The sequence below is a fragment of the Streptomyces sp. F001 genome (genome assembly GCF_004187715.1).
Classification (GTDB): Bacteria; Actinomycetota; Actinomycetes; order Streptomycetales; family Streptomycetaceae; genus Streptomyces; species Streptomyces flavusporus.
On the sequence record NZ_QZWF01000004.1, the window covers coordinates 298,299 to 312,375 of the forward strand.

General features: G+C 68.8%; 14 protein-coding genes. 1 reads left to right on the forward strand and 13 read right to left on the reverse strand.

Annotated features, from left to right (window positions below; all coding sequences use genetic code 11):
• Positions 1 to 7: 7 nt before the first annotated feature.
• Positions 8 to 4,624: a DUF6531 domain-containing protein gene (locus StrepF001_RS18585; protein WP_129799366.1), complete on the reverse strand. Its 4,617-nt coding sequence runs from the start codon at positions 4,622 to 4,624 to the stop codon at positions 8 to 10.
• A 107-nt stretch (positions 4,625 to 4,731) separates the two neighbouring features.
• Between StrepF001_RS18585 and StrepF001_RS18590 the strand changes: the two genes are divergently transcribed.
• Positions 4,732 to 5,064 (forward strand): hypothetical protein, encoded by a 333-nt coding sequence (locus tag StrepF001_RS18590; protein WP_129799367.1) that lies wholly within the window; start codon positions 4,732 to 4,734, stop codon positions 5,062 to 5,064.
• A 17-nt stretch (positions 5,065 to 5,081) separates the two neighbouring features.
• Here the strand turns inward: StrepF001_RS18590 and StrepF001_RS18595 are convergent, their stop codons facing one another.
• The 12 genes from StrepF001_RS18595 to StrepF001_RS48025 all read right to left on the reverse strand — a co-directional run bounded on the left by StrepF001_RS18595 (position 5,082) and on the right by StrepF001_RS48025 (position 14,022).
• A complete protein-coding gene (locus StrepF001_RS18595) occupies positions 5,082 to 5,543 on the reverse strand; it encodes a pilus assembly protein TadG-related protein (RefSeq protein ID WP_129799368.1) in 462 nt (153 codons plus the stop codon).
• Positions 5,540 to 5,956 carry a TadE/TadG family type IV pilus assembly protein gene (locus StrepF001_RS18600; protein ID WP_129799369.1) on the reverse strand — a complete coding sequence of 139 codons (417 nt, stop codon included), beginning with the start codon at positions 5,954 to 5,956 and terminating at the stop codon, positions 5,540 to 5,542. Before StrepF001_RS18600 ends, StrepF001_RS18595 begins: the two co-directional genes overlap by 4 nt.
• Positions 5,957 to 6,421, reverse strand: a complete 465-nt coding sequence (locus StrepF001_RS18605; protein WP_129799370.1) for a TadE family protein — start codon at positions 6,419 to 6,421, stop codon at positions 5,957 to 5,959.
• Positions 6,422 to 6,437: 16 nt separating this feature from the next.
• Complete coding sequence (locus tag StrepF001_RS18610) at positions 6,438 to 6,689, reverse strand: hypothetical protein (RefSeq protein ID WP_129799371.1); 252 nt, start codon at positions 6,687 to 6,689, stop codon at positions 6,438 to 6,440.
• A 52-nt stretch (positions 6,690 to 6,741) separates the two neighbouring features.
• On the reverse strand, positions 6,742 to 7,653 hold the full coding sequence (locus StrepF001_RS18615) for a type II secretion system F family protein (RefSeq protein ID WP_129799611.1): 912 nt from the start codon (positions 7,651 to 7,653) through the stop codon (positions 6,742 to 6,744).
• 11 nt (positions 7,654 to 7,664) lie between these two features.
• Complete coding sequence (locus StrepF001_RS18620; protein ID WP_129799612.1) at positions 7,665 to 8,642, reverse strand: type II secretion system F family protein; 978 nt, start codon at positions 8,640 to 8,642, stop codon at positions 7,665 to 7,667.
• 2 nt (positions 8,643 to 8,644) lie between these two features.
• Positions 8,645 to 9,952 carry an ATPase, T2SS/T4P/T4SS family gene (locus StrepF001_RS18625; protein WP_129799372.1) on the reverse strand — a complete coding sequence of 436 codons (1,308 nt, stop codon included), beginning with the start codon at positions 9,950 to 9,952 and terminating at the stop codon, positions 8,645 to 8,647.
• Positions 9,949 to 10,806: a hypothetical protein gene (locus StrepF001_RS18630; protein WP_129799373.1), complete on the reverse strand. Its 858-nt coding sequence runs from the start codon at positions 10,804 to 10,806 to the stop codon at positions 9,949 to 9,951. The genes StrepF001_RS18625 and StrepF001_RS18630 overlap by 4 nt, the downstream gene beginning before the upstream one ends.
• A gap of 18 nt (positions 10,807 to 10,824) precedes the next feature.
• Entirely contained in the window at positions 10,825 to 11,538 is a 714-nt protein-coding gene (locus tag StrepF001_RS18635; protein WP_129799374.1) for a hypothetical protein, read from the reverse strand.
• Positions 11,539 to 12,268: 730 nt separating this feature from the next.
• A complete protein-coding gene (locus StrepF001_RS48015; RefSeq protein WP_240797567.1) occupies positions 12,269 to 12,988 on the reverse strand; it encodes a transposase in 720 nt (239 codons plus the stop codon).
• 99 nt (positions 12,989 to 13,087) lie between these two features.
• Entirely contained in the window at positions 13,088 to 13,240 is a 153-nt protein-coding gene (locus StrepF001_RS48020; RefSeq protein WP_240797568.1) for a hypothetical protein, read from the reverse strand.
• Positions 13,225 to 14,022, reverse strand: a complete 798-nt coding sequence (locus StrepF001_RS48025) for a transposase (RefSeq protein WP_240797569.1) — start codon at positions 14,020 to 14,022, stop codon at positions 13,225 to 13,227. The genes StrepF001_RS48020 and StrepF001_RS48025 overlap by 16 nt, the downstream gene beginning before the upstream one ends.
• Positions 14,023 to 14,077: the final 55 nt, after the last annotated feature.

The following is a 14,077-nucleotide window of genomic DNA, read 5'->3' on the forward strand; positions in this document are numbered from 1 at the left end:
TCTTCAGTCATGATGTCGGAGGCCCTACTCGTCGGTGAATTGAATTGGTGAAAAGTTCGGCTGCCCGCTCGCCGAAGATGGCGATCTGGTGACCTTCGAGAACCGGAGGTTTCCCTTCCCTCAGGAAGCCCCTGAGGTTGAGCAGCATCGGTCCCTCCACCAGTTCGTAGTTGTGCATCGCTCCCCCGTTGCGATGGTGCCGGATGAAATCGGCCACCTCATCGCCCGGGCCATTGAATATCTTGCTGCTCAGGTTGTCCAACTCCGCCTTGGGAACCTTGAAGTGGATGACGGCCGGCACACCACCGTTCCGCTCTGCCAGCTTCTTCGCCCAGTCCAGAGCCTGCCGTGGGTCATTCGTGACATAGAAACCGCCCCGGCCGAAGTCCATCTTCCGGGTCGACGCGTGGATGTCGAGCCCATTCGCCATGATGTTGTCGGCATGGTGACCGAGCGTGCCGTGGTAGAGGTCCACCATGCACGGCGCCTTGAGCCCGAGTGGGTCCTTCCACTGCAGCGGGTTCGTCACATACGCGTGGTGGTTCGGCGCCGGGGTCCGTCCCAGTGGGTCCGGGCTGAGATAGCGGGCCGTACCGGGCTCGTAGTAGCGGTGATGGTTGTAATGCAGCCCGGTTTCCGCGTCGAAGTACTGGCCGGGAAACCGGAGTGGGCAGTCGACCCGATCGTCACCGGGCGGTCCGACGGGAACGCCCCAGAGCGTCGACGACCGCGTCCAGGCGATGTTCCCGTCGGCGTCCACCAGTTCCGTCGGTGTGCCCAGGAGGTCGGTGACGATCGCGTAGAAGCGCTCGTCGATCTCGTCCTGCGGGGTGTCCGGCCCGACCGGGCCGGTCCCGCGTACGCGCTGGCCGACGGGGGTCGGGCCGTCGATCCAGTCCCACGACGTGCTGATGGTTCCGTCGGTCTGTTCGGCGAGCTGGTCGCAGTCCCAGAAGAAGGAGACCTGCTCGACGACGGTCGTACCGTCGGCGGCGAGCAGCTGCTTGGCCACACGTCTGCCGAGGGGGTCGTAGAGGTAGTACCAGTGTCGGCCGTCCGGCGTCAGTACATCGGTGAGCTGGTCCTCGGCGTTCCAGGCGTAGCGCCACTCACGCCTTCCGCCGGACAGCAGCTTGGTGATCCGCTGGACGACTCGTCCCTGGCTGTCGTGCCGGTAGTGGGTGCGACCCGCCCGCTTGATGAGAGTGCCTGCGTAGGCGCGGTCACCGGTCTCCTCGTCGCCCACGGGAGCCGAGGTGCTGAAGGCGGTGAGGTTGCCGAGGGCGTCGTACTGATAGGCCTCGTCCCAGCCGGCACCGCCCCGCGCGACCGTGACGCGTCCGGCGGGGTCGAGCACGAAGGCACGCTCACCGTGACGGGAGTCCGTCACCGAGGTGAGGAGACCGTCGGCCCGGTGCTGGAAGACACGCTGCCCGGCGGTGCCGGCGCCCGTCTCGAACGCCTGCGTGGTCGACAGCCGCTCCGTGTCCCACTCATGGGTCAGTCGTAGGGCATCGCCGAGCACACGCTCGATCTCGCGGCCCGCGATGTCGTACTGGAAGGTGATGTCGTACTGCCCGGCCTTCTGCACCAGGGCGCGGCGCTCCTGCTCGTACTCCCACCGGGTGATCGCGCCGCTCGGCGTTCTGCGCGCGGTGCGGCGCCCGGTGATGTCGTACTCGGACCGCACCTCCTGACCATTCCACGACTCCGCGAGCAGCCGACCCGTCGCATCGTGCTCCCGGCTGAGTGCGACGTCCCCGTTGCTCGCCCGGACGAGCCTGCCGAGCAGGTCGTATTCGTACGTCGTGGTGGTGGCTTCGGTTTCCATGGCGACGACGTTGCCGAGGGCGTCGTGGCGGAACCTCGTGGTCTCACCGGCCCCGTTGGTCCGTTCGGCCAGCTGGCCCGCCGCGTCGTAGCGGTAGGTCAGCGTGCGGCCGTTGAAGTCCGTCTCGGAGACGATCCGTCCAACACCGTCGTATGTGTAACTCCAGGTCAGTCCCGCGCCATTGGTGACGCTCCGCAGCCTCAGCTCGGTGTCGTACTCGAAGCGCTCAAGAGTCCCGTCCTCGTTCTCCCGCAGGGTGCAGAGATCGAAGTGGGTGTTTTCGTATGTGGTGCGGCGGCCGTTCGAGGAGCGGTATTCCAGTGGGTTGCCCTCGGCGTCGTAGGACCAGTGCTCGACGGTCCCGTTGGGCAGGCGCCGCCACGAGATCTGGCCCTCGAGGGTCCAGGCGACGTGCGTGACCTGCCCCAAGGCGTCGGTGAGCTCGGTGATGCGGCCGAAGGGGTCCCGTGCGAAGGAGTTTGCCGCTCCCAGCGCGTCCGTCGTGCCGATGACCAGGCCGGCGGTGTCGTTGACGACGGCCTGCCGGCGGTTGCCGAGGGCGTCGGTGATGCCGGTGAGCCCGCCTCGTTCGTCAAAGGTGAAGGACGTGGTGGCGCCGAGTGGGTCGACGACGGCGATCCGGTTGCCCCGGTCGTCGTAGACCGACTCCCAGGTGCTGCCGTCCGGTTGGATCGCCTTTGTGACCTGCCCGAACGTGTCGTACTCCCTGCGTATGACGCCGCCGTCGGGGCGGGTGACCTCTGTGATGTTGCCTTCGGTGTCGTGGCGGAAGTGTGTGGTGCGGCCGAGCGGATCGGTCAGCGACGCCAGGCGGCCCTGCTCGTCCCAGCTGCGGACGGTGGTCTGCCCAACGGCGTCGGTTTCGCGAACCGGGCGGTGGTCCTCGTTGAACGTGTACGTGATCGCGTGGCCGAGGGAGTCCGTCGCGACGGTGGTGCGTGTGTCGTCGTCGTAGGTGTAGACGTAGGCGAGGACGCCGCTGTCTCCGCCCGTACGGACGCAGCGGCCGATGCCGTCGTACTCGTAGCGGTACCAGTTCCCGTATCTGCTCTGCCAGCCGGTGACACGCTGCTGTTCGTCGTAGTCGTACTGCTGGGGAATGGACGACGAGTCGACGACACCAGTGAGGCGGCCGAGCGCGTCGTACTCGTACGTCAGGAGCCGGGGTTGATCCGGAGCGCTGAGCAGGGAGAGCGCCGTCACGCGACCCGACTTGGTGGTGACGCCGACGCGGTATCCGCCGTGATGGACGAGTTCGGACGGGGAGCCGTCCGTGGCGTAGTGCACGTCGACGGTGTTGCCGTTGCGGTCCACTACGCCGACCAGTGGAACTTCCGTGGCCCGCCCGTCCGACGTCTTGCGGAAGCGCAGGGTCGTGCCCGTGTCGGGCTGCCGCACAGTGATCTCGCCGCCGGGTGAGCCGTCCCAGCTGAGTGGCCAGTTGGGGCCGGGGATCGGCCGCATCGGTTCGCCCGGCTCCGGAATCGCGTAGTACAGCACAGTGCCGTCGGCGCCGACGAAACGGATACCGTCGTCGTCGATCAGCAGCCGTTGGTCCAGGGTCGACGTCCAGCTCGGACCGAACCAGCGGCCCGCCTTCACACCGGTGCGGTGGCTGCGTTCGATGACGAGCGGCAGTACGCCAGGGAGGGCGACGTCGGTGATCGACATGACCATCTGGCCGGTGGCCATATCGATCGGATCGCCGCAGGTGAAGAGGTTCTTCATCTGGCGGCCCAGGCCCTTCAGGCGCGGCCCGAGCCCCCTGACCCCCATGGCCATACCCTTGAGGCCGCCCTTGCCGAGGGCCTTCAGGCCTTTGGCGAGGCCTCCTAGGGTGGTGAGCCCTTTCATGCCGGGTATGCAGTCCAGCGCCGCCAACCCCACATCCCATAGCGACGCTTGGCCCTTGCTGTATTTGTAGAGCGTGTCGGCGAGCACCACGAGCGCCGCCACCAGCACGATCGCGCCCAGGATCGGCCCGCCGATGATCATCACGACGATGCCGAGAACCGCGACGACGACCTTGCAGACCGCGACGATGGTGTCCCAGTTGTCGGAGACCCAGTCGCCGACCTCCTCCCACCACGACCGGTTCTGGATGCCCGCGTCGGACGCCTCGTCGATCTTCTGCTTGGCCTCCCGAGCGGCCTCGTCACGCATCTTGCGCGCGTCCTCGGCCATCTTCTTCGCCGCGGCCAGCGCGTCCTGCGCGGCGGAGACGTCCGACTGGGCGCTGGTCTGCGCCGACTTGGCGTGCTGGACATCGCGGGTGGCCGCGCGGACCTTCGCCTCGTCCGGCTTGTCACCATCGGACCTACGGCCCGACGGGTCGTCCTTGTACTTGTCCGCCTCCTTGCTGGCCCGCGTCACCCAGGAGTCCGCCGAAGCCAGCCGGGACTGCGCGGACGACAGGTCCTGCCGTGCCTCGCGCGCCTTGGCCAGCGCCCGGTCCGCCAACGCCTGCGCCCGCTCCAGCTTCGGCCAGTACGCCGCCAGCGCGTCCCCGCACAACTCGTACGACTTCTTCAGCTTCTTGAGGTTCTTCGGAACCCCGGAGAACTCCTCCTTGAACACCGCCGCCGACTTGCCCGCCCACGACAGCACCGCGTCCTCGTCCGCCATCCCCTTGACCAGACGCAGAGCATCCGAGACGTCGTCGGCGAAGTCGTGCAGATACTTGGCGAGGCTGCGGACGCGTTGCGGATCCCCCGGCGTCGGATCCTTGTCCAGGTCCAGCGGATCCCAGTCCCGCGGCCGATACCCCGACATGCCGCAACCCCCGTCACGTACGCATCACCAACAACATCCGTATGCACACGTGAACTTACCGGGTACTGTCGTTCGACGAAACGTCAGTCGACCGTGGGAGCCGAGACATGAGCAAGGGCAAAAGCGACCTCGCCCTCCCGCTCAGCGAGCTGGAGAGCTACGGCAGCCGACTGCGCTCCATCAAGACGCGGCTCAACCACACCAAGAAGCTCTTCGAGTCCTACAAGGACGACATCGCCCACGGCGACGTCAACGACGCCCTCGACGACTTCGAGTCCAACTGGGAGGACGGCCGCGAGGACATCACCCAGCAGCTCGACGCCCTCTCCGAGATGTCCGACGCGGTCGTCCGCGAGTTCCGCAAACTCGACGTGGACCTCGCCAAGCAGGCCCGCGAGGGAGTGAAGACGAAGGAGGAGAAGAAGGGCGGCGGCAAGTAGCACCCGCCGCGCACCCCTTAACCCACCTCGTTCTCCGCCACCGCCTGCCCGTGCACGACCACGTCCCCGCCGTAGAACATCCCCGTGAACACCGGCGAGTACGTCAGCTGGATCTCGACCTCCACCTGCTGGGCGTTCGCCGCCACGCAGTGGCTTGCGGCGATGTCCGCGCCGGTCATGTCCATCTCGCCGGCAAAGGCCTTCACGCGGGCGTTGCAGTTCTGGAAGTTGATCGGTGCGGGGCCGCCGACGTTGTCGTAGAGGGCCTCGCGGTCGATGTCCTGGGCGGCGTAGCGGGCGGCCTGTTCCGCGATGTCGGCCGCGCGCTCGCGTTTGGAGATGGACAGGCCGCCGTCGATGACGAAGGCCGACAGCGACAGGAACACCAGGGCGAAGATGATGACCGCGCCGGCGCCCGAGCCCCGGTCGTCCAGCTCCGTCCGACGAGCGGCCCACCATGCACGTACGACATCCCTCACGCCGACCTCCGGAACGGATCCAGCGGTGAGCTGAAGCTCGCCGTCAGCGTCGTCGGGACGTCCAGACCCAGCATCGCCAGGCCGCGCACCTCGCAGCTCACCTCGACGGTGAAGATGGTGTCGGGTTCGAAGCCGGCGCTGGTCTGTCGTACCGACACCGGGCCCGAGCAGACGTCCTCCAGGTTCGCCTCCGCCGCCTTGCGCGCCTGAGCCATCGCCGTGGCGTGGTCCTTCTGGATCGAGCCCGCGCGGGCGGCGTCCCGGGCCGCGCCGTCGATCGCGCCGCGGCCGTCGACCAGCTGACCGAAGGCGACCAGGACGAGGATGAAAAGGATCATCACCGGGGCGAGGATCACGACCTCGACGGTCGAAAGGCCACGGTCACCGCGATCACGTACCCAAGAGAGGGCCATCTAGTTCTCCCCCTCCGGCACAAACCTCTCCACCGGCCCCACCGACTGCGCATGCACCGTCAGATCCAGCCCGGGAAACACGGTCGGCACCTGGGCCGTGATCTCCACGCCCACGGTGTTCGCCTCCGGTTGGAGCATGGTCACGTCGGGCGACAGGACCAGCTGTGGGCCGAGCTGGCTGATGTAGCTGTCGACGACGTCCTGCGCCTCTCCCCGCCAACCGCCCGGCTGGGCGTCGGCCGTGGCCCGCGCCTTTCGCGCGCCCGCCTGGGCCGCCGCCTGGGCCACATGGTCGGCGAAGAAGTACAGCGCGAACTGCACCGTCGCGAAGATCATGAAGAAGAGGACCGGCGTGAGCAGCACGAATTCGATCGCCGTCATGCCGGAGTCGCCGCGGGTGGCCGCCGCCTTCCGCGCGGTCTCCACCCTGCGGCGCACCCATCCGCCCACGACGCCCACCGTCATCCCCGTTGTACGTCGTTCAGCAGGTCTTGCCCGCGTCGGCACCCTTGATGCAGTCGCCGACCTTGTTGGCGCCCTCGCTCAGCGCGGCGTTGATGATCGCGGCGACGACGCCGACGATCGCCACGACGACCGCGGAGATGATGACCCACTCGACCGCGGACGCACCGCGGTCCAGCTCGCCGGAGCGGGCGCGCTCCACGCGGGCCCGCAGGAAGGTGACCAGGAAGTCCATCGCCGGGATCCCGGTGCTGAAGTTCCGTCCGTTCATGGTGAGTTGATTCCTCTCGAGACAGTTGGGAGCAGTTCTGGCGAGCAACGGTTCAGACCTGGAACACTCTCATCGCCGCCGGGAAGATCAGGAACACCAGGAACCCGGCACACAGCAGCAGCTGCGCCACGAGCATCGACTGCGACTTCTCGCCCGCGCTGCCCTCGATCTCGGCCAGTTCGCGGTGCCGCATGGTCTCGGCGCGGGAGGCGAGCGACTCGCGGACCTTCGCTCCGTCGTCGGCGACCAGGGCCAACGACGCCGACAGGTCCTTGAGTTCCTCGACGCCGATTTCCTCGCCCAGTTGCCCGAGCGCCTGCCACTGGCTGATACCGGTGATACGGGCGTCGGCGAGGGCGTTGCGGATGCGCTGCGTCGCCCAGCCGTCCGACACCTCGGCCGCCGCCATCAGTGCCTCGGGCAGACCGCGTCCGCCGGCCAGGCTCATCGACACCAGGTCCAGGTACGCCCCGATCACGCGCCGCAGGTCACGGCGCTTCTCGGCCGCGTCCCGCCGTACCTCCACGTCGGGCAGGAAGAAGAAGATCACCGCGCAGAGCAGCGCCAGCCAGACCGGGATGATCGGGCTGCTGCCGAAGCCCATCGTCCAGACGACCGCGAACAGGAACGGCCCGAAGAACAACCCCGCCGCGGCCAGCAGCGCCTTCGTCGCCAGGAACTTCTCCCAGCTGCGGTCCAGGACCGCCAGGTCCGCGCGCAGCGAGCGCTGCTCCCAGCCCTGCTGCAGATAGAACTCGGCGACGCGTGCGCCCACTTCAGCCCGCAGCGAGCCGAAACGACCGCCCGAGTCCTGCGCCGTCCGCGCCGACTCGTACGCCGCCCCGCGCGCCCGCATCGCGTCGATCCGCGCGACCTGCGAGATCGCGCTCCGCTTGGTCGGCATCAGCGCGCGGACGAGAGCGTAGATGCCCAGGCCGATGACCGCGCCGACCACGATCGGCATCGTCAGGTCGTTCACCGTCGTACCCCCTCGTCCGACGGAAGTGTCTGAGCGGAGCCGGCAGAAGCCTGTGCCGGCGTCCGGGGTCGTACGAACTGCACCGACGACTCGTCCCGCACCAGGAAACGCTCGGGCGTCTCGATCGTCGACAGCTTGCGCAGCCACCAGAAGCCCAGCGCGAACAGGCCGCAGACGCAGGCGAGTACGAGCTGACCGACCGCCGTGCCGTACGGCTCGACGAACTCCCGGTTGAAGATGGACAGACCAAGGACGAAAGCGATCGACACGCCCACGACGATCTGCACCGAGCGACGGGTCGAGGCACGCTGGGCCATCACGCGCTGCCGCATGTCGACCTCCTCGCGCGCCGACTTGGCCAGCGCACCGAGCACCTGGCGCAGACCCGGACCGCGCAACCGCGCATTCAGGATGAGCGCGGCGACGATGATGTCCGCCGACGCATCGTCGATCTCGTCGGCCAGAACCTGCAGGGCCTCCGGCAGCGGAGTGCGGGCGCGCAGGCGGTCGACCAGGGCGTCGAGGTGGGGGCGGAGTACGGGCGCGGCGGCGCGGGCGGAGGCCGGAATGGCCTGTTCCAGGCCCACGGCGCCGGCGATCGTGTCGCGCAGGGACTCCGTCCAGGAGGCGAGGGCTTCGACGCGCCGCATGGCGGCCCGCTCCTCCGCGGCACCACCGAAGAGGCGGTCCCAGAAGAAGACGAGGACACCGGCGGCGATACCGGCGACCGCCCAGCGGGTGAGCAGCAGCACGGCGAGACCGACCAGGGCGGCGAGCGAACCGCGCCGCCCGGCGAACCGTATGAGCTCGTTCGCGCGCTCGCTCGCCTTCTGCTTCTCGTGCTCGGGCTTGGCGGGCAGTCCGCGGACGGCGACGGCGAACAGCGCGAGCCCGCCGCCGACGGCGACGCCGCAGGCGATGGAGTACAGGACGGTGGTCGAGAACAGACCGCCCATGGAGCCGAGGTTGTTCATGGTCACCCCCACGTCCCGGTCGGCCGGTAGCCCTGCGCGATCAGGTCCTCCACGCAGGCGATCGGCGCGTGCGGCACCACCCGCCCATCGGGCATTTCGGCGAACACCTCGCTGGACAGCACGCGGCCGTCGACACCGTTGACCTCGCGGACGGAGGTGACCATACGTTGCAGACGCCCGCCGTTCTGGAAGTCGTTGCGCCGCTGGATGAAGACGACGAAGTTCACCGCGCCGGCTATCAGCATCTGGCTGGCCTCGATGGGGAGGCGCTCGGAGGCCTGAAGGGCGTAGGTGGAAATACGGTTGAAGACCTCGCTGGAGCTGTTGGCGTGGATCGTGGAGAGCGATCCGTCGTTGCCCTGCGACATCGCGTTGAGCATGGTCACGATCTCGTCGCCGAGGACCTCACCGACGATGACGCGGGAGGGATTCATACGGAGGGAACGGCGGACAAGTTCGGCCATGGAGATGGCGCCCTGTCCCTCGGAGTTGGGCAGCCGCTCCTCGAACGCCACGACATTGGGGTGGAGTTCGGGAAAGGTGTCGAGCCCGAGTTCCAGAGCCCGCTCGACGGTGATGAGCCGCTCGTGGGGCGGGATTTCGTTGGCGAGGGCGCGCAGCAGCGTCGTCTTACCGGCGTTCGTAGCGCCTGCGATCATGATGTTCTTGCGGGCACGGACCGCGCAGGCGAGGAAGTGCCCGATCTCGGGAGTGAGGGTGCCGTTGCCGACAAGGTCGGAGATGAACACCTTGCCCATCCGCGCACGACGAATGGACAGGGCGGGCCGCCGGGCCACATCCATGACGGCCGACAGACGCGAACCGTCCGGCAGCCGCAGGTCGAGCTGCGGATTGGCGGAGTCGAAGGGCCGGGAGGAGAGGCCGGAGTACGCACCGAGCACCTGGATGAGCTCAATGAGTTCCTCGTCGGTCTCGGCGACCGGCTCGCCCTTCACCTCACGCCCGTCGGCGTACCCGACGAAGACCTGGTCGCAGCCGTTGATGTCGATGTTCTCGACCTGCGGATCGTCGAGGAGGGGCTGGAGACGGCCCACGCCGAACAGGGCGGCGTGCACTGCGGCCGCGTACTGCTCCTCGGTCTCGGCGTCGAGCGGCGTACGACCCGCGTTGATCTCGGTGCGGGCGTACTCCTCCAGTATCTGGGCTATGACCGCGCGGGCGTAGTGCCGTTCGTCCTCGCTGGACATCGGCGTGACGCCGTTGACCTGGTCGAGGCGACGCTGCTCGGCGATACGGTCACCGGCGTCCTGCCGGAACCGCTTGACCAACTGGTGGTCGACAGCGGTCATCGGCCGGCTCCCTGCGAGGCCTGGTGATTCTGGCTCTGGCTCTGCGAGGGCACGGTCCAGGCGGCGCCGTACTGCTGATACAGATCCGCGGTGACCTTACGCGCGGACCGGATCAGCAGTGACTTGTCCAGGCGCCCGCGCTTGCGCCCGGCCAACTGGTCGGCGCCGGCTGGGTCCTCGGCGATCGTCCCGACGACCCGCGCACCGGTCTGGGCATGTACGAGCATGTCGTTGACCTGGCCCGCCAGCTTGCCGGCGTTGTTCGGGTCGGCGATGAGGACGACACCGATCAGCGGGGTGGCAAGGCTCGCGGCACCGCGCGGACCGCCGTGCAGCTTGGCGGAGAGGGCGGCGGCGCGGTCGCGGACGCGGGCGATGGCCTCGGGTTCGGTCCGTGAGACGAGCAGCACGAGGGCCGCGTGCGGGAACAGCTCGACGGCGGGAGTGTCCCCACTGATCCGTCCGCAGTCGGCGATGACGTCGGCGGGGGCCTGCGGGGAGTCGGCGAGGGAGGCGAAGGCCCGGCCGAGGGTGGGCCACAGGCCCGCGAGCCCGGCGGCCTGCTCGGCGATCCCGAGCCCTACGAGGACCTCGAGGCCGCCGCTCAACGGCTGGACGTGGTCCCAGAGTTGGTCGGGGACGAGGCCGCGTCGGGCGGTGGCCGCGATGGACAGCATGCCGGTGTTGGGGTTGAGCGGACCGCCGTGCGCCGCGGCGGAGCGGTACACCAGATCGCCGCCGGCCGGGTCGGTCTCGGCGAGCAGGACGCGACGGGGCCAGACCGCGGCGAGGGCGACGGCTGCGGTGGTGACGCCGGGGGAACCCTTGTCGGCGGCGAGAGCGATGAGCGCCATGGCTTGTGGGGCCGCCTTCTAGTTGCCGGGGACGCGCACGATGGCGACCTCGCCCGCGGACGCGGCCTGAGTGAGGGCTGCGGCATCGGCCTGGTCGACGAGGAGGGTGAGCGAGAGCGTGCCGGTGCTCACGGTGGAGTCGCTGGCCTCACTCACGGTGTTGACGCGGGCGTTGTCGACGAGGACACCGCTGGAGGAGGTGCCGGTGCTGGCGTCGTCACTGTCCGAGCCCGAGCTCGTGGTGCCGACGCGGTAGGCGGCGACGGTGTCGCCGGGTTCGACGCCCTTCGGGAACTGGCCCTCCTTGAGGGCGAGTCCAACGGAAGCCTTACCAGCGGGAAGGGTGCTGCCATCGGTGAACATGTCGCCGATGACGACGGTTCCCTCGTAAATGGTCGTGCGGGCCTTGAGGCTCTTGAGGGTGTCCAGCTTGTGCCACTCGATGTAGTTGATGCTCGCATCCTTGGCGACCATCACGGAGGTGACGTCCTTGTCCGTGACGGACTCGCCGGGCTGGATGGTCTTCGTCACCTTGACGACCTCGACCCGCTCCCCGGCCTGCAGCACCAGCATCGTCGCCCCGAGCGCACCCACCAGAATCAACAGCACCGCAAGCGCGGCCAGCGCCGGTTTGCGCTCGCGAGGAGGCGTGGGAAGCCGGTCACCGACCGACGGTTGAGCCGGAACCGCGGAACGCCCCGCGCCCGCCCCCGTACGCTCTTGGATCTTCACGCAACCGCTCCCCGTACACCCAAGATTCGTCTGCCAAGTTCTCTATAAATTCGGACACTTCACCCGTGTGCGTCTGCACAGGACGCGCCGGGACGAACTAACCAGCGCGAAGCAGAGTGTCAAGCCATCGCACCGTATCAGCCGCACATAAGCCCCTCAAGGCGCACCCTGCCGCGCGGACCGCAAGGAACGCGCCGTTATTCAGCTGCAACTTGAGGCGCATCCCCTCTCTGTTGCCGCAGGGCCGGAGCTGGACCCGTCGCTGTGCGGGAGCGAATCGGGCGCGTTATCACGGAGCCGCCACCAGCCCTGCACGATGCCCTCATGAGGGGGTGCGACCAGCATGCCGTGATCGTGGGGCTCAGCGAAGCGGGTCGAGTGACGGGGGTTGCCCCGCGTCGCGCAGTTGGCGAAGCGGGAGTGGTTTGGTCGGTACTTCGACGTCTCGCAGGAGGAGAGCCTGTCAGCGGCGCGCGGGTGGGCCGCCACTGAACACGGCTACCTCCTGCCCCCATTGGACGCCACCCAACAAGGCGCGGAGGTGGGCATTTGGCTGAAGACGCGCGGGCCGCCGCCCGGGAGACCAAGGAGAGCGAGCAGCAGTGAAGTCGGCGGTCGGCGCTTTGCCGGAGGCGCGGCGCGAACAGCTGGCGGACGTCGCCCCGTCCTGGCCAGTGGAGAGGCAGCGACCCTTTTACGCCACCGGTGATCCTGCTGGCCAATTCCGGTGTCACGCCGCGAGTGTGAGGTTGAGGCGGGCGAGGTGGCTGGTGCGGGTGCGGTCGAGGGGCTGGCCGTTCCACCAGGCGTCGAGGCGGATCAGGTTGAGGGCGACGGCGGAGTAGACGTGTTCGAGGTGGGTTTTCGCGAGGCCGCGATAGCGGGCGCGGCGGCTGCCGGTGACCGCGACGGCCTGGCGGATGGTGCCCTCGACGCCGGCCCGCAGGGCGTACTCCGCCCGCCAGTCCCGGTCCTCTTGGGCAGCATGGTTCGCATCGATGAGTTCTTGCAAGGGCCTTGGCCGCAGGGTGAGTTGGCGGCCCCAGCGGGTGGCATTGGTGCATGCGGCCCCGGCAGGGCAGGGACCGCAGTCGGCCTGATCGAAGCGGACCACGATCACGTCGCGGCCCTTCTGTCTGGCCGGGCTCCGGTATCGACTCGTGGCGCCCTGCGGGCAGGTGGCCCGGCGGGCGTCCCGGTCGACGGTGAAGGCTTCGCGCTGGCAGCCGGCGTTCTCCCGGTACGGGCGGGACGTGCCTGTCAGCAGCGGTGTGACCAGCGTGATGCCGAAGGCGGCCTGGGCGCCGACGATGAGTTCGGCGCTTGGGTAGCCGGAGTCGGGGTAATGCTCGGCGGGCAGCAGGCCCCGGTCGGCGAGGGCCCGGTGGACGGGCTCGACGAGTTTCACGCCGGGCACGGTTGCGTCGGTGGTCGCGACGTGTGTGATCACGTTCGGGACCGGAGGGCGTGCCTGCCGACCGGGCCGCGGAATCTCGTCATCGGGCCGGGGCGGCTGGCAGACCTCGCTGATGTGCAGTGTGTACCCCGTTCAGTGCAGATCTTCCTTGGTGCCGTAGCGGGCATCGAGGTCATAGGGCGAGGTCAGGCGCACTCTGCCGGGCGGGAGAGCGTCCTTGTGCGCCTCCCGCCGCTTTACCACCTCCCGCCCCCGGCTGCCAGCGGTGATCAGGTAGTTCTGCACGGTGACCTGGCGCAGCACCTGGACGGCGGGCAGCTCCCGCAGCCAGACTGGCGCGGCCGGATGGCAGACCGCCCGCAGCAAGGCCACCGCGTCGCGGCCGTGCCCAGAGCGAGTTCGTCCCGCTGGGCTTGGGAGCCGGGTGGGCGCCAGGACGCGTCGATTCGCCGCCCGTAGCGGCGGTTCCACTCACCGACCTCCACCACCTGCGCCACCCAGTGCGGGGCTGCGGCGGACAGGGCCTCCAGCGCGGCCCGCACCGTCTCCCCGGCCAGCTCCAGCTGGTTCAACTCCCGCACCGCCGCCAGCACATGTGTGGAGTCGGTACACTGCTTGCCTCCGGCCTTGACCAGGCCCTTCTCCTTCAACGCGGCCAGCAGCAGATCCAGCACCCGCTCCTCCAGGCCGTGCTCGACCACCCGGGTGCGGAACTCCGAGAGCACCGAGGCATCGAAGCCGACGTCCTCCAGCTCCAGACCCAGGCAGTACTTCCACGACACGTCGAACCGGACCCGCTGAACGGCGGCGCGGTCGGTCAGGTTCTCCGCCATCTGCAGCACGGTCACCATCGCCGACCGTCCCGGCGACCATCCACGTCGGCCCCGGCGGCCGAACGCCCCAGCGAACTCCGCATCCGCGAAGAGCCCGCCCAGCTCGTCCCGCACCCGCATCGCCAACGGCGGCGCCCCGCGTCCCGCGACGGCCCGTGCGACCCGCGCCGTCGCCTCGGGGATCTCGGCAGGGCGATTGCAAAGTCGTGGTGATCTCTCGGATGTGCAGGTCACGGCGGTGTGACGATGCTGATCGGGTGCGCGACCGGACGCAACGAAGTTCCGTTGT

Excerpts from the sequence above, each read along its gene's own strand:
- StrepF001_RS18590 (WP_129799367.1), top strand. The coding sequence starts at position 4,732 with ATGAGCAAGGGCAAAAGCGACCTCGCCCTCCCGCTCAGCGAGCTGGAG.
- StrepF001_RS18625 (WP_129799372.1), bottom strand. The coding sequence starts at position 9,952 with ATGACCGCTGTCGACCACCAGTTGGTCAAGCGGTTCCGGCAGGACGCC.
- StrepF001_RS18620 (WP_129799612.1), bottom strand. The coding sequence starts at position 8,642 with ATGAACAACCTCGGCTCCATGGGCGGTCTGTTCTCGACCACCGTCCTG.
- StrepF001_RS18630 (WP_129799373.1), bottom strand. The coding sequence starts at position 10,806 with ATGGCGCTCATCGCTCTCGCCGCCGACAAGGGTTCCCCCGGCGTCACC.
- StrepF001_RS18585 (WP_129799366.1), bottom strand. The coding sequence starts at position 4,624 with ATGTCGGGGTATCGGCCGCGGGACTGGGATCCGCTGGACCTGGACAAG.
- StrepF001_RS18600 (WP_129799369.1), bottom strand. The coding sequence starts at position 5,956 with ATGGCCCTCTCTTGGGTACGTGATCGCGGTGACCGTGGCCTTTCGACC.
- StrepF001_RS18605 (WP_129799370.1), bottom strand. The coding sequence starts at position 6,421 with ATGACGGTGGGCGTCGTGGGCGGATGGGTGCGCCGCAGGGTGGAGACC.
- StrepF001_RS18615 (WP_129799611.1), bottom strand. The coding sequence starts at position 7,653 with ATGCCGATCGTGGTCGGCGCGGTCATCGGCCTGGGCATCTACGCTCTC.
- StrepF001_RS18610 (WP_129799371.1), bottom strand. The coding sequence starts at position 6,689 with ATGAACGGACGGAACTTCAGCACCGGGATCCCGGCGATGGACTTCCTG.